20 protein-coding genes are annotated in these 15359 nt (G+C 72.5%); 9 read left to right on the forward strand and 11 right to left on the reverse strand.

Translation table 11 applies throughout. From position 1 onward, the window contains the following. Positions 1–2: 2 nt before the first annotated feature. Positions 3–449, reverse strand: coding sequence for a MarR family winged helix-turn-helix transcriptional regulator (locus tag ACZ6ZI_RS21120; protein WP_469523035.1), 447 nt, complete (start codon positions 447–449; stop codon positions 3–5). Positions 450–558: 109 nt separating this feature from the next. Between ACZ6ZI_RS21120 and ACZ6ZI_RS21125 the strand changes: the two genes are divergently transcribed. Both ACZ6ZI_RS21125 and ACZ6ZI_RS21130 read left to right on the forward strand, forming a co-directional pair. Then, positions 559–1602: an alpha/beta hydrolase gene (locus ACZ6ZI_RS21125; RefSeq protein ID WP_469523038.1), complete on the forward strand. Its 1044-nt coding sequence runs from the start codon at positions 559–561 to the stop codon at positions 1600–1602. Further along, the gene (locus tag ACZ6ZI_RS21130; RefSeq protein WP_469523041.1) at positions 1590–2162 is read left to right on the forward strand and encodes a dihydrofolate reductase family protein; all 573 of its coding nucleotides are present in this window, start codon (positions 1590–1592) and stop codon (positions 2160–2162) included. Before ACZ6ZI_RS21125 ends, ACZ6ZI_RS21130 begins: the two co-directional genes overlap by 13 nt. A gap of 222 nt (positions 2163–2384) precedes the next feature. On the opposite strand, the gene ACZ6ZI_RS21135 is transcribed toward ACZ6ZI_RS21130, so the two are convergent. Both ACZ6ZI_RS21135 and ACZ6ZI_RS21140 read right to left on the reverse strand, forming a co-directional pair. Then, a complete protein-coding gene (locus tag ACZ6ZI_RS21135) occupies positions 2385–2870 on the reverse strand; it encodes a hypothetical protein (protein ID WP_469523044.1) in 486 nt (161 codons plus the stop codon). A 74-nt stretch (positions 2871–2944) separates the two neighbouring features. Continuing rightward, the gene (locus ACZ6ZI_RS21140; protein WP_469523047.1) at positions 2945–3109 is read right to left on the reverse strand and encodes a hypothetical protein; all 165 of its coding nucleotides are present in this window, start codon (positions 3107–3109) and stop codon (positions 2945–2947) included. A 368-nt stretch (positions 3110–3477) separates the two neighbouring features. On the opposite strand from ACZ6ZI_RS21140, the gene ACZ6ZI_RS21145 reads away from it, so the two are divergent. After that, the gene (locus ACZ6ZI_RS21145) at positions 3478–4914 is read left to right on the forward strand and encodes an alpha/beta hydrolase (protein WP_469523051.1); all 1437 of its coding nucleotides are present in this window, start codon (positions 3478–3480) and stop codon (positions 4912–4914) included. A 233-nt stretch (positions 4915–5147) separates the two neighbouring features. Here ACZ6ZI_RS21145 and ACZ6ZI_RS21150 read toward each other — a convergent pair whose 3' ends face one another. Then, on the reverse strand, positions 5148–5321 hold the full coding sequence (locus ACZ6ZI_RS21150) for a hypothetical protein (protein WP_469523054.1): 174 nt from the start codon (positions 5319–5321) through the stop codon (positions 5148–5150). 273 nt (positions 5322–5594) lie between these two features. On the opposite strand from ACZ6ZI_RS21150, the gene ACZ6ZI_RS21155 reads away from it, so the two are divergent. Together ACZ6ZI_RS21155 and ACZ6ZI_RS21160 are read left to right on the forward strand one after the other, a co-directional pair. After that, on the forward strand, positions 5595–6128 hold the full coding sequence (locus tag ACZ6ZI_RS21155) for an EF-hand domain-containing protein (protein WP_469523056.1): 534 nt from the start codon (positions 5595–5597) through the stop codon (positions 6126–6128). 969 nt (positions 6129–7097) lie between these two features. Beyond that, entirely contained in the window at positions 7098–7529 is a 432-nt protein-coding gene (locus ACZ6ZI_RS21160) for a hypothetical protein (RefSeq protein ID WP_469523059.1), read from the forward strand. 55 nt (positions 7530–7584) lie between these two features. Here ACZ6ZI_RS21160 and ACZ6ZI_RS21165 read toward each other — a convergent pair whose 3' ends face one another. Then, a complete protein-coding gene (locus tag ACZ6ZI_RS21165; RefSeq protein ID WP_469523062.1) occupies positions 7585–7986 on the reverse strand; it encodes a winged helix-turn-helix transcriptional regulator in 402 nt (133 codons plus the stop codon). Between the two features lie 63 nt (positions 7987–8049). On the opposite strand from ACZ6ZI_RS21165, the gene ACZ6ZI_RS21170 reads away from it, so the two are divergent. Beyond that, a complete protein-coding gene (locus ACZ6ZI_RS21170) occupies positions 8050–9204 on the forward strand; it encodes a Gfo/Idh/MocA family protein (protein ID WP_469523065.1) in 1155 nt (384 codons plus the stop codon). A gap of 39 nt (positions 9205–9243) precedes the next feature. Here ACZ6ZI_RS21170 and ACZ6ZI_RS21175 read toward each other — a convergent pair whose 3' ends face one another. From ACZ6ZI_RS21175 to ACZ6ZI_RS21185, 3 genes are all read right to left on the reverse strand, one after another. Further along, entirely contained in the window at positions 9244–9582 is a 339-nt protein-coding gene (locus ACZ6ZI_RS21175) for a hypothetical protein (RefSeq protein WP_469523067.1), read from the reverse strand. A gap of 82 nt (positions 9583–9664) precedes the next feature. After that, positions 9665–10759, reverse strand: coding sequence for a sensor histidine kinase (locus ACZ6ZI_RS21180; RefSeq protein WP_469523450.1), 1095 nt, complete (start codon positions 10757–10759; stop codon positions 9665–9667). Next, a complete protein-coding gene (locus tag ACZ6ZI_RS21185) occupies positions 10752–11531 on the reverse strand; it encodes a response regulator transcription factor (protein ID WP_469523071.1) in 780 nt (259 codons plus the stop codon). Before ACZ6ZI_RS21185 ends, ACZ6ZI_RS21180 begins: the two co-directional genes overlap by 8 nt. 87 nt (positions 11532–11618) lie before the next feature. Between ACZ6ZI_RS21185 and ACZ6ZI_RS21190 the strand changes: the two genes are divergently transcribed. Together ACZ6ZI_RS21190 and ACZ6ZI_RS21195 are read left to right on the forward strand one after the other, a co-directional pair. Further along, a complete protein-coding gene (locus ACZ6ZI_RS21190) occupies positions 11619–12701 on the forward strand; it encodes an endonuclease/exonuclease/phosphatase family protein (protein ID WP_469523073.1) in 1083 nt (360 codons plus the stop codon). Positions 12702–12788: 87 nt separating this feature from the next. Continuing rightward, complete coding sequence (locus tag ACZ6ZI_RS21195; protein WP_469523076.1) at positions 12789–13091, forward strand: hypothetical protein; 303 nt, start codon at positions 12789–12791, stop codon at positions 13089–13091. Between the two features lie 24 nt (positions 13092–13115). Here the strand turns inward: ACZ6ZI_RS21195 and ACZ6ZI_RS21200 are convergent, their stop codons facing one another. After that, a complete protein-coding gene (locus ACZ6ZI_RS21200; RefSeq protein WP_469523079.1) occupies positions 13116–13313 on the reverse strand; it encodes a hypothetical protein in 198 nt (65 codons plus the stop codon). A 122-nt stretch (positions 13314–13435) separates the two neighbouring features. Between ACZ6ZI_RS21200 and ACZ6ZI_RS21205 the strand changes: the two genes are divergently transcribed. Next, positions 13436–13819 (forward strand): VOC family protein, encoded by a 384-nt coding sequence (locus ACZ6ZI_RS21205; RefSeq protein ID WP_469523082.1) that lies wholly within the window; start codon positions 13436–13438, stop codon positions 13817–13819. A 78-nt stretch (positions 13820–13897) separates the two neighbouring features. On the opposite strand, the gene ACZ6ZI_RS21210 is transcribed toward ACZ6ZI_RS21205, so the two are convergent. After that, complete coding sequence (locus ACZ6ZI_RS21210) at positions 13898–14038, reverse strand: hypothetical protein (protein WP_469523084.1); 141 nt, start codon at positions 14036–14038, stop codon at positions 13898–13900. A 169-nt stretch (positions 14039–14207) separates the two neighbouring features. Then, positions 14208–15359: a lanthionine synthetase LanC family protein gene (locus ACZ6ZI_RS21215; protein ID WP_469523087.1), complete on the reverse strand. Its 1152-nt coding sequence runs from the start codon at positions 15357–15359 to the stop codon at positions 14208–14210.

A 15359-nucleotide genomic window follows, 5' to 3' on the forward strand; every position in this document is an offset into this window, starting at 1 on the left:
CCTCAGCCCGGCTGGCCGTGGGACCCCGACTCGAGGGACGAGCGGAGGGTGGACAGCGTCGCGGCGACGCGGGTGAGGTCGTCGGGAGAAACCGCCGCCGTCAGTTCGGCGAGCGCGCCCGCGATGACCGGGCGGGCGTCGGCCAGCTTCTTCTCGCCCTCGGGGGTGAGCCGGAGGATGGACGAGCGCCGGTCCTGGGGGTGCGCGACCCGCACGCACCAGCCCGCGGCCACCAGACGGTCGACCGCCTTGCTGACCGCTCCGACCGTGATCGCCAACTCGCCCACGATGTCGAGCACACGACACCCCGGCACCGCGTCGATGACCTCAAGAAAATCGAACTGCCCCAGGGACATACCTTGTTCGGACGTCAGTCGGGCGTTCACGGCGTTGTAGAGCCGGGTCTCGACACGGACCAGATCGATGAACAGTGATGTGACGGAGCTCACGGACACCTCCAATAGATTCCTAGGAATCATCTTCCTCGGAATGTGCTTAACTTCTGGCAGATGGATTCCAGGGAATCCATCTTCGCACCCTGATCTCTGGAGGCCCACCATGTCCCGACAGCAGCGCGACGCCTTGAACGCCTTCTACCGCTCCCTCCCGCGCGCCGAGACGCCGCCCACCGTCGAGGAGCAGCGCATCGGGTTCGCCGCGGGTGTCTCCCGGCCCGCGCCGGAGGACGTGACCACCCGCAGGACCGTTCTCGGCGGTCGGCCGGCCCTGGAGCTGATACCGGCCGGAGCCTCCGGTCCCGGGCGGCTGCTCTTCCTGCACGGCGGCGGCTACGTCGTCGGCTCGCCCGACACCCACGCCGGGCCGGCAGGTGAACTGGCCCGCCGCTCGGGCTTGCGGACGGTGTCCGTGGACTACCGCCTGGCGCCCGAGCACCCCTTCCCGGCCGCCGTCGACGACGGGCTCGCGGCCTACCGCGAGCTGCTGGCATCCGGCACCGACCCACGGGACATCGTCCTGGCCGGTGACTCCGCAGGTGGCGGCCTGAGCATCGCCACGCTCCTCGCGGCGCGGGAGGCCGGGCTGCCGCAGCCGGCCGCCGTGGTCCTCTTCTCCCCCTGGGTCGACCTGACCCTCACCGGCGCGAGCATGCGGTCCAAGGCCGATGCCGACCCCATCTTCACCGACGCCGACCTGCGCGCCTACGCCGACCTGTACCTCGGCACGGCCGACAGCACGCACCCCCTGGCCAGCCCGGTCCTCGCCGACCTCACCGGACTGCCCCCACTGCTCGTGCAGGTCGGGGCCAACGAACTGCTGCTCGACGACGCGGTCCGGCTGGCCGGCCGCGCGGGCGCCGACGACGTCGAGGTCACACTCGAAGTCTGCCCCGGCCTTCCCCACGTCTTCCAGCTCCACTACGGCCGACTCGACGAGGCCGACGCCGCACTCGACCGCGCGCCCGCTTCCTCACCGAGCAACTGGCCCGGCACGCGGGCGCCGACCGAGTCGAATCGGTCCACTGACTCTGCCTACGCCTACGCCTACGCCGGCGTCGGGCGGCCGGCGGCCGCACGGGCCCGACCGGTTCGGCTCGATGACAACCACACGAGACACCAAGGATCCACAAGATGCGTACTCTGATCAGCTCCGCCTTCATCTCGCTCGACGGCGTCGTGGAGGGCCCGGGCGGCGAGCCCGGCTACCGGAACTCGGGGTGGACCTTCAAGGACATCGAGTTCCTCCCCGAGGCCTTCGAGATCAAGGGCCGTGAGCAGGGAGAAGCCACCGCGATGCTCCTGGGCCGGACGAGCTACGAGGCGTTCAGCCCGGTGTGGCCCGACATGGAGGACTTCGCCGACTACAAGGAGATGCCGAAGTACGTCGTCTCCACCCAGCTCACCGAAGGCGACCTGGTGGACAACTGGGGCGAGACGACGATCCTGCGCTCGCTCGACGAGGTCGCCGCGCTGAAGGAGACCGAAGGCGGCTCGATCATCGTCCACGGCAGCGCCGCCCTGAACCGGGCCCTCTCGGACGCCGGCCTGATCGACCGCTACCACCTGCTCGTCTTCCCGCTCCTGCTCGGCGCGGGCAAGCGCCTGTTCAGCACCACGGACAAGGACACCCGGCAGCTGAAGCTGGTCGAGCACGAGGCCTACGCCAACGGCCTGCAGCTGAACGTCTTCGACGTCATCCGCTGACAAGGCTCCCGCGCTCGTCCCGCCGTCACGCGCCCCTCACCGTCGTCGTCACCGCCGAGTTCCGTCCCTTCCGGGCCGCGCAGCGGGCACAGCGCGCCTGCGGCCGGGGTCGAGGCGGCTCCGACCGAGAGGCGTCGTTCACCACGGAAAGCAGTCGTGAAGAAGCGGGGTGGACGGGTGCCGTCGGGAGTGTCGGGCACGTCGTCCACGCACCCCGCGGTCCTACTGGGAGAACGCGTAGGTCCGGACGGGGTCGAGGTGCAGTTCGAAGGGCCCGAAGCAGTCGGCCGCGAGGGTCGCGACCGGAGCGCCGCAGGGGCAGGCCCGGTTGAGTCCCTTGTCGCCTGCCGGTCCGCAGCACCCACTGCTGTTCTCCCGGTTGGGCAGCGGCTGAAGGCCGGCGGCGTCATCAGGATGCACCAGCACTATATGTCGGCTGCCGACTGAAATGACGAAGCCCTCTTCCCCGCAGACCAGGAGTCCGCGCGACTGAGCCGGCTTCGGGTCCTCCTGATCGTCCTGCACGACGTAAGGAGCTCCCCAGGGTTCGGGATCGATCGCGTACCGGCCCCGCGGAACGGTGGCCGGTGCCCGTCGTGTCTGCCTGTCCCGGTCGCGCTCGTCGTCCGAGACGTCGGGGACGGCGGCGAGCTCGGCGAGCTCCGGCGTGATCGCGGAGCCGCACTTGGAACACAGGAAGACGGTCATCCCCTCGTTGTAGCGCTCAGGGCCGCTCCTCCGCATCCTCGTTTCGCAGCTCGGAGCCGATGCGCGCCACGCGACTACGGAGATCGGGGCGTACCCAGGTGGACGGTGGCGTGCCGGCCCGCGAGCGCGCGCATGGCGGCGAGCCGCCGCTCCGCGGCGACGAGGCCGGCCTCGGAGGTGTCGGTGTCGTACAGCTCGGCCGCCGTCTGGGGCAGCTTCTTGGCGCGTACGCGTGGCACCGGCAAAAGTGGTGCGCAGATTTGCGGGTGGAACTGCCTGTTCCAGCGCCGCTGGATCGGGTTGCCTGGGGGAGCGGAGAAAGTCCCGCCCAACCCGCCGGAATCCGTCCCGCGGGTCGAGGGACGGGTCGAGTCCGCCGGGGTGCCCTCCTCGTGGTCCGGCCCCGCGACATGTGCCCCGGAGCAGGTTCCGTGGGTGCCGCGCGGAGTGTCCGGTGTACGAGCCGGGGTCAGAGGACGTGCCCGGGCAGGGCCGGCCGGCTCGCCTCGGAGCGGGGACCCGACGCCATGAATCCTGAACTCATATGAAGAGGGGCGGCACAGTGCTGCGAGCTGGACCGATGACTTCCATCCTGACGGCGGGGGCGGTGACGACCGTGATGGCGGCGCTGATGCCGGGCACCGCTTTCGCGGCCGGCGATCCGCTGGAGAAGCTCGGGCGGCAGCACCTGCGCTGGGAGCGCTGCGCGGAAGGGGAGGAGCAGTCGGCATCGTTGGAGTGCACGACGGTGAAGGTGCCTTTGGACTACGCCGATCCGCAGGGGCGGAGCATCCCGATAGCGGTGTCCCGGGTCAAGGCGGACGATGCGGCGAAGCGGCGCGGCGTACTGCTGATGAATCCCGGCGGACCCGGTGGCTCGGGGCTGACCATGCCGGCCGGGATGGCGCCGCTGCTGGCGCCGGAGGTGCGCGAGCGCTTCGACCTCATCGGTTTCGATCCGCGAGGCGTGGGACGCAGCGCACCGGTCAACTGCGCTCTGGCGCCGGACGAGCAGGTACTCAACCACCCTTACGACGCTCGGACGTTCGGGCAGGACGTGGCCCGGGCCCGGAGCATCGCGGACAAGTGCTGGACCAAGGCGGGGGACCTGCTGCCACACATCACCACCCGCAACACGGCGCGGGACATGGACGTCATCCGCGCCGCGTTGGGTGAGCGCAAGATCTCCTATCTGGGGCACTCGTACGGCACGTACCTCGGCGCGGTCTACACCCAGATGTTCCCCCGCCGGTCCGACCGTTTCGTCCTCGACAGCGCGCTCGACCCGTCGCTGCTGTGGCGGGGCATGCTGCGCGGAGCGACCGAGGCGGCCGAACTCGCCTTCACCCGCTGGACGCACTGGGCCGCGGCCCGCGATGAGGCGTACGGGCTGGGGGCGACTCCACAGACGGTGCGCGCGGCCTTCTGGGAACTGGTCGCGAGCGCCGACCGCAAGCCGATCGTGCTGGAGGGCCAACCGTTCGACGGGGACGCGATCCGGGCGCAGTATCGTGCGTTCGTCCAGCTGGAGGCGGTGACGCCGTTCATCGTCGCGCTCAAGGCAGCGGCGGCGGGCATCGAGAGCCCGGCGGGAACGCGCACCGCCGCACCCACCGCGCCGGACGTGGACAACACGGTCTCGGTCGCCTGGTCCGTTCTGTGCGGCGAAGGCCGAAGCTGGCCGCGCGATCCGGAGCAGTACCGCCGCGACGCGATTCGGGACCGCGCCGCCCGCCCCCTGGCCGGCGACTTCGGTGCCAATATTCAGCCCTGTGCCTTCTGGAAGTCCGCTCCGCGTGAGGCGGCCACGGTGGTGGACAACGACGTCGACGCGCTGATCGTGCAGAACGAGTGGGACCCGCAGACGCCGTTGGCGATGGCCCAGGGCCTGCGGCGTGCCTTGCACGGCTCCCGCATGGTGACGGTCAAGGGCGGTGAGGGCCACGGAGTGCTGGTGAGCGGCCGGCCGTCCTGCGCCGACGCCGACGTGACCCGTTACCTGACGACCGGTCGGCTCCCCGCGAAGGACCGCACCTGCGGCTGAGGGGTGACCGCAGCCGCAGGTGCCGCCTTACAGCCGGTGGCCTTCCGGTAGGTCCGGAGTGCGACGGGTTGGGCCCCCACGCCTCTTCGTCCAGCCACACCAGGCTTTCGGGTCGGTAGGCGCGGGTGCGCAGGAGCGCGGCGATGGTGGCGGCGTCCCGAGGGCTGGAGGAGTGCGGCGGCGCCGATTCGGCCGTCGCGTCGGCGCCCTCGTCTTGGTCCTCGCCGCCACCGTCATTTTCGCCGCCGGCCCCCGACGATCCGCCCGTCCTCGTCGCGCCGGATGCGCGGCCGGCCCTTGCCGCTGGTGAGGGCGCGGGAGGCGAGCCGCTCGACGAGGCGGTCGTCATGAGAGCGCAGGCCCCACAGGACCCCTGCAAGGGGCCGGCAGCCGGCGCCGGCGGCCATGTCGATGAGCTCCCCGGATGGTCCCGCACGCCGGCCGGCGGCCGTCCCCGCGGTGCCGCCGCGCCCGGGCCCGAGGGACACGTACGGGTGACCGGCGCGCGCTCGGCGGCCGCGCAAGCATTTCGGGTGAACGGCGGGCGGGCCGGGGGGCCGCCGGCCGGCGAACATGATGATCTCGGCGGTGTCATCCCGCAGACGCCCGCGCACGCACGGAGCCCCACGCCGGACGCGTACGCCGGAGCGGTCCCGTAGACGGCAGACAGGAACAGAACAGTGCCCCAGCGAGCCACCGCCACCATGACCGATACGGCCAAGCGGCGCATCTTCGCCATGCTCGACAGGGACGGCGACGGCGTCATCACCCACACGGAGTACCTCGCGCGGGTCGACCGGGCGGCGGCGGCCATGGGCCGAGGCGCCGACGAGCCCGTGGTGCACACGGCACGCGCCGCGCACGAGGAGGTTTTCGCGGACATGGACGCCGACCACGACGGCCGGGTCACCTTCGAGGAATACCGCACCTGGGCTGGACACGACGCGTTCGAGCGGTCCTGCCGGCCGGCCCTCGGCTCGCTCTTCGACGTCGCCGACCACGACCTTGACGGCCGGCTCACCCGCGAGCAGTTCACGCGGCTGCGCATGGCGTCCCGCAATGCCGAGGCCGACGCCGGCCAGGCCTTCGACGACCTCGACACCGACGGCGACGGCCTCGTCGACCGCGACGACTACCTCGCCGCCATCCACGACTACGTCACCACCGGTTCCTCTCCCATGGCGGCCGCCTACCGAACGCTCCCCAATCCCTGAGGCGCTTCTCCCGCCCTCAGCAGGGCGAGGGCGCAGCCGGGTCCGACGTGGTGCGGGTGCGGTGGCCGCGTGTTCCGACACCGAGGGCATCGTCGAAGCGATCGACACCACTGCCGCCCGCGTCGGAGGCATCGAGAAGTTCCTGTCCTGAGGACCTGACCGGGGCCGGTGGAGGGTGGCCGCGCCGCACCTGTGAAGCTCGGGGTGGCGCGGCACCACCAGTCAGGGGAAGCACAGTTGGACACCATCGGCGCGATATGGACCCTGACGACCGGCAGGGCGGGCGACCAGGCGCCGCTGTGGATCGCGGGCGGGTACGCCGCCACCAGCTACAAGGAAGCGGGGCCGATCGCCGCCGACACGCCGCGCTCCGAGGTCGTGGACATCCTCACCGAGACGTACCAGGACAAGGGACCCGACCAGATCAGCACGCTCGCCACGGAGCTACGCGGACGCGTGGACACGGATCTGCGCGCGGGCCGGAATCGAACTCGGGTGGCCGGGCGAAGAAGCTCGTTGCCTCTCCTGATCCGGATCCCTGCGGACGATACCCGTTCGGAGCGCACGAGCATTCCCTCCGCAAGGCTCGTTGAAGGCCTCGGCCGGTGTCTTCCAGCCGAGTGCCTTGCGGAGCCTTGTGCTGAGGGCGTGGGCGACGAGTTCGGTCCGAGCAACCGCCGAGACCATCCTCGTCGGGTGCCCCTCGCCGGAGCGGCGCGGACGCCGCATCGCGCCGAGCGGGCCGGCCGGTGGGACGAGCCGAGCCGAGCCGTGTCCCGGGCCGGAGCCGCGCCCTCGTCACGGAGCGCCTGCGCCTCGGGCCGTGAGCACCCCGCGGACCCGCGACGCCGCAGGTCCGGGGCCGTGCGGGGCCGGTCCGCTGCGCCGCCGATGCTCCGGGGTGATACTGGATCGAGTCGGGCGCCCCCCTGAACGCACTTCGGACGACGTGGCGCCCCGGAGGTTTCCATGCCCCGTCAATCGTTCCCGCGCCGGCGCGGACTCCTCGTCGCGGCCGGAACCGCTCTGCTGCTCGCGACGGGCCTCCCGAGCCCGGCTTCGGCGGCCGTCGGCGACGTCCAGGTCGTGCTGGGTGAGCCGGGCAAGGAGGGCCCGATCATCGGGGCCCCGCGCACGCTCGTGAAGAGTCCCGTCGACGGACACTGCTACACCGTCAAGGAGGTCTTCCCCGAGGCCTCGGAAGGCAGCTACTTCCGTTCGGTTGCCAACCAGACCAACACGTCGGTGTTCGTCTACGAGGCCGACGCGTGCGCCGGAGCCCCGCGTGACCAGACCCCGATGGAACCCGGGAAGGTCATCATCAACGCTCCCATCCTGTCGTTCAAGATCGTCCCCGCACCGTCCCTGAACCTCGGTACGCCACCGCCCGCGGGCGGCTGACGAACGCGAGGAAGCGTCTCACCGGCAGCCGGGCAGCCGGGCAGCCGGCAGCCGGTCAGCCTCCCGGCCGGCTTGCGGGCGGGGCGTCCACCGTGAAGTTGTCGACGTTGGCGCGGACCCAGGTCCGCAGGTGGGCCAGTGGCTCCAGGGCGCTGCGGCCCAGTGGGGTGAGTTCGTATTCGACGCGCGGTGGGACCTCGGCGTACACCGTCCGGTGGAGCAGCCCGTTGTCCTCCAGTCGGCGCAGCGTCGCGGTCAGGACCTTGGGGCTGATGCCGTCCAGTTTGCGGCGCAGGTCTCCGAAGCGGCGCGGCCCGTCCTGGAGGGCGGTGATGGCGAGCCCCGTCCACTTGTTGGCCAGGAGCTCGAAGACGGCCCGACCGGGGCACAGCAGCGCGTAGATGTCGTGCTGCCGCTCGCCCTCCGCACGGGGGCGCGATGATCTTTGTGGGGTCATGGTTTCCAGAAGATATCAATGTCCCTTGCGGGTAATCACCCCGGTGCTCCTACGGTCACGCCCATGACCTTCCACGACACCACCGAGCAGCACCACCGGATCACGCGGGCACCGATCCGGGTCGGCATCGTCGGCCTGTCCGCGCGCGGCGGTTGGGCCGCCCGGGCCCACCTGCCCGCCCTGACCCGGCTCGACGGCTTCGAGGTCCGGGCCCTGTCGGCCGGCAGCGCCGCGTCCGCCCGGGAAGCGGGCACCGCGTACGGCATCCCTCGGGCCTTCGACAGCACCGAACAGCTCGTTCGCAGCGACGAGGTGGACCTCGTCGTCGTCAGCGTCCGGGTGCCGCTGCACCGCGAGGTGATACGGGCCGCCCTGGAGGCGGGCAAGGCGGTCGTGTCGGAGTGGCCGCTGGGCAACGGGGCGGCGGAAGCCGACGAGCTGGCCCGCGCGGCGGCGACGGCCGGGGTGCGGACCTTCGCGGGTCTTCAGGCGCGCAACGCCCCGGCGGTCCGCTACCTGCGCGACCTGATCGCCGACGGCTACGTGGGTGAGGTTCTCTCGACGAGCCTGGTGGCCTCCGGACGGCGCTGGGGCCCCACGTTCGAGCCGCGCGGCGCGTACCTGCTGGACCGCGCCAACGGCGGCACCATGCTGACGATCCCGTTCGGACACACCGTCGACGCCCTCTGCATGGTGCTGGGCGAGTTCACCGAGGTCTCCGCGACCACGGCGACCAGACGGCCGCTGGTGCACGAGATCGGCACGGGGCGCCCGGCGGTCATGACGGTCGAGGACCAGATCGCGGTGAGCGGCCTGCTCGACTCGGGCGCGGTCGTCTCGGCGCACTTCCGCGGCGGCTCGTCACGGGGCACCGACTTCCACTGGGAGATCAACGGCACCGACGGCGACATCGTCGTCACCGGTGACTCGGGCCACCTGCAACAGGCCGTCCTCACCCTGCGCGGCGCACGCGGCGCCGGCACCGCGCTCGCACCCCTGCCCGTACCGGCCCGCTACCACGGGGTTCCGTCCCTCGCCGACCTGCGCGACCGGCCGCCCTACAACGTCGGGTCCCAGTACGCCGCGATCCACGCCGACCTGACGACCGAAGGCGCCGCACGCGTAGCGGACTTCGCACACGCCGCCCGGCGTCAACGCCTGCTCGACGACATCGCGCGCGCGGCCGCCACGGGCAGGCGCGTTCCCGTCACGGCGTGAGCCCCGTCCGCCCGTGCCCCGGATCGCCGTCCACCGGCGTCAGCCGGTGGCCCCGGGCAAGGCCGTGAAGGTCGCGCTCGCCGAGCGCGAGGACACCGCTCCCTCCACCGCGAGTTCTCCGTCGACGGAGATCGTGCACTGGAGCCATCCGTCAGGATGCGCGGGGTTGGACGTGACGATGGTGAGCATGGGCATCGCGGCGATCCCCGACATGACGACGTCCTGCCTCCACGGCGCGACGACGGCCTCGACCCGCTTCTCCTCGCCTTTGAGGGGGTCGCCCACGGCGTACGTCACCTCGAAGGAACCGGTGCCGGTCACCTCGTAGGTGACCCTGGTCCCGCGTTTGCGCCGGAAGGGGAGGAACTTGCTGTTCACGTGCGGCCTCCGCGAGGTCGGACAGGGCGGAACTCCCGGTCATCCTCGCACGCGCCGCCGGGACGACCTCAGCGGTCAGCGGTCAGCGGGGCGCGGGCGTCGGGGGCGCGGCGGGCAGTTCCACCGTGACGCGCAGCCCGCCCTCGGGCCGTGGGGTGAGGGTGAGGTTGCCGTCGTGGGCGCGGGTGATGCTGTGGGCGATCGCCAGGCCGAGGCCGGTGCCGGCGTGGTCGGAGCGTACGCGCCCGGTGCCGCGGCGGAACGGTTCGGTGAGGGTCGGGACCAGCTCCGGGGCGATGCGCTCACCGGTGTTCTCGACGGTGAGTCGTACCGTCCCGGCGGCGTTGCGGGCGGTGACCCGCACGCTGCCGCGGTCGGGCAGGTTGTGGACGATCGCGTTGTGCACGAGGTTGGTGGTCAGCTGGAGCAGGAGCGCCGGCGAGCCGAGTGCCGGGGCGATGTCACCGGCGGTCTCCAGGGTGACCCCGTGCCGTTCCGCGAGGGGGAGGAGCGTCTCGGCGGCCTCCTCGGCCATGAGGGAGAGGTCGACGGGTTCCCGCTCGAAGGACCGGCGGTCGGCGCGGCTGAGCAGGAGCAGGGCCTCGGTGAGGTCGATGGCCCGGGCGTTCACCGTGTGGAGGCGGTCGAGGAGGGGGTCGGCGGGGCGGCCGGGGTCGGCGCGGGCGACGTCCAGCAGGGACTTCGAGACCGCCAGGGGGGTGCGGAGTTCGTGGGAGGCGTTCGCCGCGAACCTCTGCTGTTCGGCGACGTGCGCTTCGAGCCGGGCGAGCATGGTGTCGAAGGCGTCGGCGAGTTCGCGCAGCTCGTCCTGGCGACCCGGCAGCCGGACGCGGTGGGAGAGCGAACCGGCGGCCGCCGTGCGCGCGGCGTCCGCGATCCGGTTCAGCGGGGCGAGCATGCGGCCGGCGAGGGCCCATCCCCCCAGGAGACCGAAGACCAGCAGGAACGCCAGCACTCCGGCCGTCGCGGGAGCGTAGTCCCGCAGGATGACGGTCCGGATGGGTACGAACTCGCCGGGCCTGCTCGATACGACCCGTACGTCGCGCAGGATGAACCGCCACACGGTGGCGAGCAGCAGGACGCCCGCGATCATGAGGAATCCGGCGTAGCTGAGGGTCAACTTGAGGCGGACGCTCGGTCCGGGTGCCCTATCCACGGCCGGCCCCTTCCGCCCCTCCAGGCCCTCCAGGATCTTCCGCCCCTCCAGGCCCTTCCGGCCCTCCATGCCCTTCGGCCTCCTCGGCTCCGGCTCCGCAGCCGAGGCCGTGCTCCGTGTCGATGCGGTAGCCGACGCCGGGCACGGTCGCGATGAGCCAGGGTTCGCCGAGCCGTTTGCGCAGTGCCGAGACGGTGATGCGCACGGCGTTGGTGAAGGGGTCCGCGTTCTCGTCCCAGGCGCGCTCCAGGAGCTCCCCGGCACTGACGACGCCGCCTTCCGCGGTCACGAGGACCTCCAGTACCGCGAACTGCTTGCGGGTGAGCGCCACGTGGCGGCCGTCCCGGTGGACCTCCCTGCGGAACGGGTCCAGCCGCAGGCCCGCGATCTCCCGCACGGGTGGCCTGGCGTGGGCACGCCTGCGGTCGAGCGCCCGGAGCCTGAGGACGAGCTCCCGCATCTCGAAGGGCTTCGTGAGGTAGTCGTCGGCACCGAGACCGAAGCCGGACGCCTTGTCGTCGAGCCGGTCGGCCGCGGTGAGCATGAGGATGGGCATGCCGCTGCCCGAGGCGACGATGCGCCGGGCGACCTCGTCCCCGGAGGGCCCGGGGATGTCGCGGTCGAGGACGGCGATGGCGTAGGCGTTGACGTCCAGCAGCTCCAGAGCGGTGTCGCCGTCGCCCGCGATGTCGGCCGCGATCGCCTCCAGGCGCAGGCCGTCGCGGATGGCTTCGGCCAGGTAGGGCTCGTCCTCGACGATCAGCACGCGCATGGGGCGATGCTACGAGGCGGCGCGTATCGCCGGCGTATCGGGAAACGCATACGCTCCGGCAACATCGGCTCGTGTGGACTGGGCGCCATGCTCCCCACCGTTCACGCGGCCCAGCCGGAACCGCCGACACCACCTCCCCCACCTCCCCCACCGGCACCGATCGTCGCCCGGGGGAGGCGACGGCTCCGCGCCCTCGGCCGGCCCGGACCCTGGAAGCGCGGCCCGCTGCTCGCGGCGACGGCGCTGCTGCTCGGCCTGGCCCTGCTGCTGCACCCGTGGATCACGGACCGGTGGAGCCTCGGCAGCCTCTTCGAGACCTTCCTGCCGTGGTGCGGCCTGTGCGTCCCCCTCCTGCTGGCCGGGGCGTCATGGCGCCGCTCCGCCTCCGCCGTGGCGGCGGTGCTGCTGCCCGCCACGGTCTGGCTGCACCTCTTCGGCGGCCTGCTCGGCGACCGCTCCCACCCCGGCGCCGCCGACCTCACCGTGGCCGAGCACAACGTCGACGCCGACAATCCCGACCCGGCCGGCACCGCCCGCCGCCTGGCGGCCTCCGGCGCGGACGTACTGGCCCTCGTGGAGCTGACCCCGCAGGCCCTGGGCGCGTACGAGAAGGGCCTGGCGGAGGCGTACCCGCACCACACGGTGCAGGGCACGGTGGGGGTGTGGAGCAGGCTGCCGCTGTCGGACAGCCGGCCGGTCGACACGGAGATCGACGTCGGGCCGCTCGGCGCGGCCAAGCCCGCCGCCGACCGGCTGGCCTCGAACCGGGCGCTGCGCACCACCGTGGTCACCGACCGGGGGCTGTTGGTGGTGTACGCGGCCCACCTGGGATCCGTACGCCTGATGCCCAGGGGCGGCTTCTGGACGGAGAGCCGGGACCGCAACGCGCGGGCGCTCGGCGAAGCCCTCGCCGCCGAACGGAGCGAGCGGGTGGTGCTCCTCGGCGACCTGAACGGCACGGTGGACGACCGGGCCCTCACCGGCATCACCTCGCGGCTGCGTTCGGCCCAGACGGTGGCCGGGGCCGGCTTCGGCTTCACCTGGCCGGCCACGTTCCCGGTGGCGGGGATCGACCAGATCCTGGTCAGGGGCGTGGAGCCGCGCAGCGCCCGCGTCCTGCCCGCCACCACCAGCGACCACCTCCCCGTGATGGCCGGCATCGACTGGTGACTCCGCGCCGTCCCGCCCGGCCCGGCGCTCCAACAGCGTTCGCGGGAAAGGGGGTTTACGCCCTCCGCGCGCGGCAACACGCGCTGCATGAGCACTCACACACGAGCACGCGGTCGAAGAAGGAGTCAGGGGGGCCGAGCCGTCGCACTGGTGGCGGACCTGCTCGCCTTCGTGATCGGACTCTGGATCCTGCTCTACCTGCTGGAGGCGAACCAGGCCAACGGCCTGGTCGACGCGATCCATGACGCCGCGACCTGGCTCGCGGGCTGGTCCTACGACCTGTTCACCTTCAGCCGTGAATGGGTGCAGGTGGTCGTCGGCTACGGCCTCGCCGCCGTGGCCTACCTCTTCATCGGCCACGCCGTGGCCGGCCGGCTCCACCGCCGCTGACGAGCGGCGTCAGAGCCGGCGGCCTCAGGAGGTGTGGACGGCCTTGGCCGCGAGGGCCATGCCCGTGTACATGGTGGCCATTTGGGCGTGGAGCATCGCCGCGGCGTGATGCTCCTGCTCCTTGTGGAGTGCCCAGGCCTGGAACGCCTCGTCGGCGCTCTTGCGTTGCCTGTACGCCAGGTTGTAGTACTCCGTCGCCTGCTGGTCGCCCAAGCGTCCCATCCGGTCCCCCTCGTCGTTCGCACCACGTCCGGTGCCGGTCCATGCTACGGACCACATTCCGATCATGAAACCGGAACGTGGTGGGTTGCCGACCGAACGGAGCTCCGGGCAGGATCTCGTACATGGTTTCGGTGGTGCAGAACGTGGCGGTCGACTGTGTGGATGCCTATGAGCTGGCTCGGTTCTGGAGCGAGGCGCTCGGTAGTCCGCTGCATCCGGGGAGCGAGCCGGGTGACGTGGAGACCGCGGTGACCCTGCCGGAGGGCCCGCAGCTGTACTTCAACCAGGTGCCGGAGCCGAAGACGATCAAGAACCGGATCCACCTGTGCCTGCGCCCCGAGACCTCCCGCGAAGAGGAGGTCGAGCGACTGCTGGGCCTCGGTGCCACCCTCGTCGCCGATCGCCGGGAACCCGATGGTGGCGGCTGGGCCGTCCTCGCCGACCCCGAAGGCAATGAGTTCTGCGTTCTGCGCAGCTCGGCCGAGCGCGCGGCGATGTCTTCCTGAGGCTCGTTCGCCCATCGCCCGAGCAGCCCAACGGTAGAGCAGCCGAACGGTAGAGCAGCTGAACGGTGGATCGTCGTGTCACCGTTCGGGGAACCCCGCCGAGGCTTCCGTCGAGGGGTTGGGGTCGTCGTTCGGAGGGAACAGGAAGTCCTCCCACCAGTCCAGCCCGAAGGGGATGAGCGGCAACGCCGCCAGGAGCAGCAGAACGATCACGGCCATGAAGACTCCCGACGGTGCGGCATTCACGGGATCGCGACGGCGGAGGCCACCTGCCTCAAGCTTGCCCCGAACGGGTGACCTGCGCTCGTCGACGCCCGGGACGCGGTAGGCCGAACGGGTGGCTGCCGCACGAAGCCGCGCCCGCCGGGGCATCGGCGACCGCCCGGCGTCAGGCCGTCAGCAGCAGGCAGTCCCAGGGCGCCGCTCCGCGGGCCCGGACCGGGAGGCGGGCGTACTGGGCCAGGGCCAGGGCCGCGCCGCAAGCACCGCTGAGGAGACCCGGGTCCCCTCCCGCGCCCTCGGCGAGGAGCCGCTCGGTCGCCCCGGCCGCCGCCTCGGCGGGCTCCGCGCAGTCGACGCGCAGGGCTGCCTGGAGCACGCCGGCCGTGCCGTGGCACAGGCCCGCTCCGCGGGTGTCCCAGGCGTCGGGGGGCCGGTCCGCGAGGGAGCGCAGGGCGGCGCGGCCCGCTTCCGCGTACCGGTCCCGTCCGGTGGCGGACGAGGCGAGGTCCAGCGCGCGGGCGATGCCCGGCGTCCCGTAACACCAGGCGTCGCGGCGGCCGTTCGCCGGCGCGTTCGGGGTCCAGGGGGGCCAGGAGTCGCCGTCGCGCCGCTCCAGCAGCCAGTCGGCGGCGGCTTCGACGGCGGCGAGCCGTCCGGGTCCGGTCACGCCCCCGGACTCGGCCAGGGAGAGCAGCGCCAGCGGCCCGGCGACGCCGTGGGCCATGCCGGTGTCCACACGCGTGCCCGGAGCACGGGCCGGCCGGTGCGGTGTCGCCTCCAGGAGCGTGCGGGTCAGCCGGGTCAGGGCCGCCGTCAGCCCGGGAGCCGCTTCCGCGGGCCGGCCGCCCCGCGACGCGGCGAGCAGCAGCCGCCCGATGCCGCTGAGCCCGCTGATGACGTCGTGCACCGGCGCCCGGCCCGGCGGTGGTGTCCGGGCCGCGATCGCCTCGGCCCGGTCGGAGAGCCAGCGGGTCGCCGCGCGGACCGCGTCCTCGGGAACGGTGCCGCGCGGAAGGAGCCCGGCTCCGACGATCAGGGAGGCGGCGAGTCCGCCGCGCCCATGGAACACTCCGTCCGGGCCGCCCGGCCCGTACCGGTGCAGCGCCTCGGCGGCCGACTCCCAATGCGCGGTGGCGCGTCGTACGCAGGCCGGTTCGACCGTGCTCAGCCGGGCGTGCAGCAGGGCGGTGCCCGCGAGCCCGCCGCCCAGGGTGTGGGCCCGTTCGGCGGGCAGCCGCCGCGCGACCTCGCACGGGTCGGCGAGAGCGGCCGCGACGTCCAGGGCGATCGTCGCGGCGGCCTCGCGCGTGAGGGGCAC

It is taken from the genome of Streptomyces sp. NPDC103540 (assembly GCF_055584445.1).

What these genes read in the sequence shown, in the direction of transcription:
- ACZ6ZI_RS21125 (WP_469523038.1), top strand. Translation starts at nt 559, where the DNA reads ATGTCCCGACAGCAGCGCGACGCCTTGAACGCCTTCTACCGCTCCCTC.
- ACZ6ZI_RS21130 (WP_469523041.1), top strand. Translation starts at nt 1,590, where the DNA reads ATGCGTACTCTGATCAGCTCCGCCTTCATCTCGCTCGACGGCGTCGTG.
- ACZ6ZI_RS21135 (WP_469523044.1), bottom strand. Translation starts at nt 2,870, where the DNA reads ATGACCGTCTTCCTGTGTTCCAAGTGCGGCTCCGCGATCACGCCGGAG.
- ACZ6ZI_RS21150 (WP_469523054.1), bottom strand. Translation starts at nt 5,321, where the DNA reads ATGGCCGCCGGCGCCGGCTGCCGGCCCCTTGCAGGGGTCCTGTGGGGC.
- ACZ6ZI_RS21160 (WP_469523059.1), top strand. Translation starts at nt 7,098, where the DNA reads ATGCCCCGTCAATCGTTCCCGCGCCGGCGCGGACTCCTCGTCGCGGCC.
- ACZ6ZI_RS21165 (WP_469523062.1), bottom strand. Translation starts at nt 7,986, where the DNA reads ATGACCCCACAAAGATCATCGCGCCCCCGTGCGGAGGGCGAGCGGCAG.
- ACZ6ZI_RS21170 (WP_469523065.1), top strand. Translation starts at nt 8,050, where the DNA reads ATGACCTTCCACGACACCACCGAGCAGCACCACCGGATCACGCGGGCA.
- ACZ6ZI_RS21185 (WP_469523071.1), bottom strand. Translation starts at nt 11,531, where the DNA reads ATGCGCGTGCTGATCGTCGAGGACGAGCCCTACCTGGCCGAAGCCATC.
- ACZ6ZI_RS21190 (WP_469523073.1), top strand. Translation starts at nt 11,619, where the DNA reads ATGCTCCCCACCGTTCACGCGGCCCAGCCGGAACCGCCGACACCACCT.
- ACZ6ZI_RS21195 (WP_469523076.1), top strand. Translation starts at nt 12,789, where the DNA reads ATGAGCACTCACACACGAGCACGCGGTCGAAGAAGGAGTCAGGGGGGC.
- ACZ6ZI_RS21200 (WP_469523079.1), bottom strand. Translation starts at nt 13,313, where the DNA reads ATGGGACGCTTGGGCGACCAGCAGGCGACGGAGTACTACAACCTGGCG.
- ACZ6ZI_RS21205 (WP_469523082.1), top strand. Translation starts at nt 13,436, where the DNA reads ATGGTTTCGGTGGTGCAGAACGTGGCGGTCGACTGTGTGGATGCCTAT.
- ACZ6ZI_RS21210 (WP_469523084.1), bottom strand. Translation starts at nt 14,038, where the DNA reads ATGGCCGTGATCGTTCTGCTGCTCCTGGCGGCGTTGCCGCTCATCCCC.